2 tRNA genes are annotated in these 410 nt (G+C 44.6%); both read left to right on the top strand.

What is annotated here, in order from left to right:
• Nucleotides 1-184 precede the first annotated feature (184 nt).
• Nucleotides 185-258: transfer RNA gene (locus LI288_RS14140), tRNA-Pro, on the top strand.
• 28 nt (nucleotides 259-286) lie between these two features.
• Nucleotides 287-360 (top strand) — tRNA-Met (locus tag LI288_RS14135).
• The last annotated feature ends 50 nt before the right edge of the window (nucleotides 361-410 follow it).

Raw genomic sequence — 410 nt, 5'->3', positions numbered from 1 at the left:
ATTCGGGCTTGCCCGTTTTATTATTGTAAAAAATCTTTATACCTTCGGGAAGTAGCTCAGCTTGGTAGAGCTCAAAGCATTGCTTTGAGGTTGCGGATAGAAATTTGCTTAGCAAATTTACTCTGCAAGTACTCTTGCTAAAAGTCAAGACTAGTTCTCAGTGTTATAAAAATTTTCATACCTCCGGGAAGTAGCTCAGCTTGGTAGAGTACTTGGTTTGGGACCAAGGTGTCGCAGGTTCGAATCCTGTCTTCCCGATTGATAGATTAATCTATCAGAAATTTTTGGCGGTGTAGCTCAGCTGGCTAGAGCGTTCGGTTCATACCCGAGAGGTCGGGGGTTCGATCCCCTTCGCCGGTATTATGATACGGCAGAAATTGAACAGGTAAAGGACCTGCTTGCGATGCTGG

The sequence above is a fragment of the Lachnospira pectinoschiza genome, assembly GCF_020564355.1.
Classification (GTDB): domain Bacteria; phylum Bacillota; class Clostridia; order Lachnospirales; family Lachnospiraceae; genus Lachnospira; species Lachnospira intestinalis.
The sequence above is the reverse complement of the archived record's forward strand: the minus strand, read 5'-3'. Positions and strand labels throughout refer to the sequence as shown.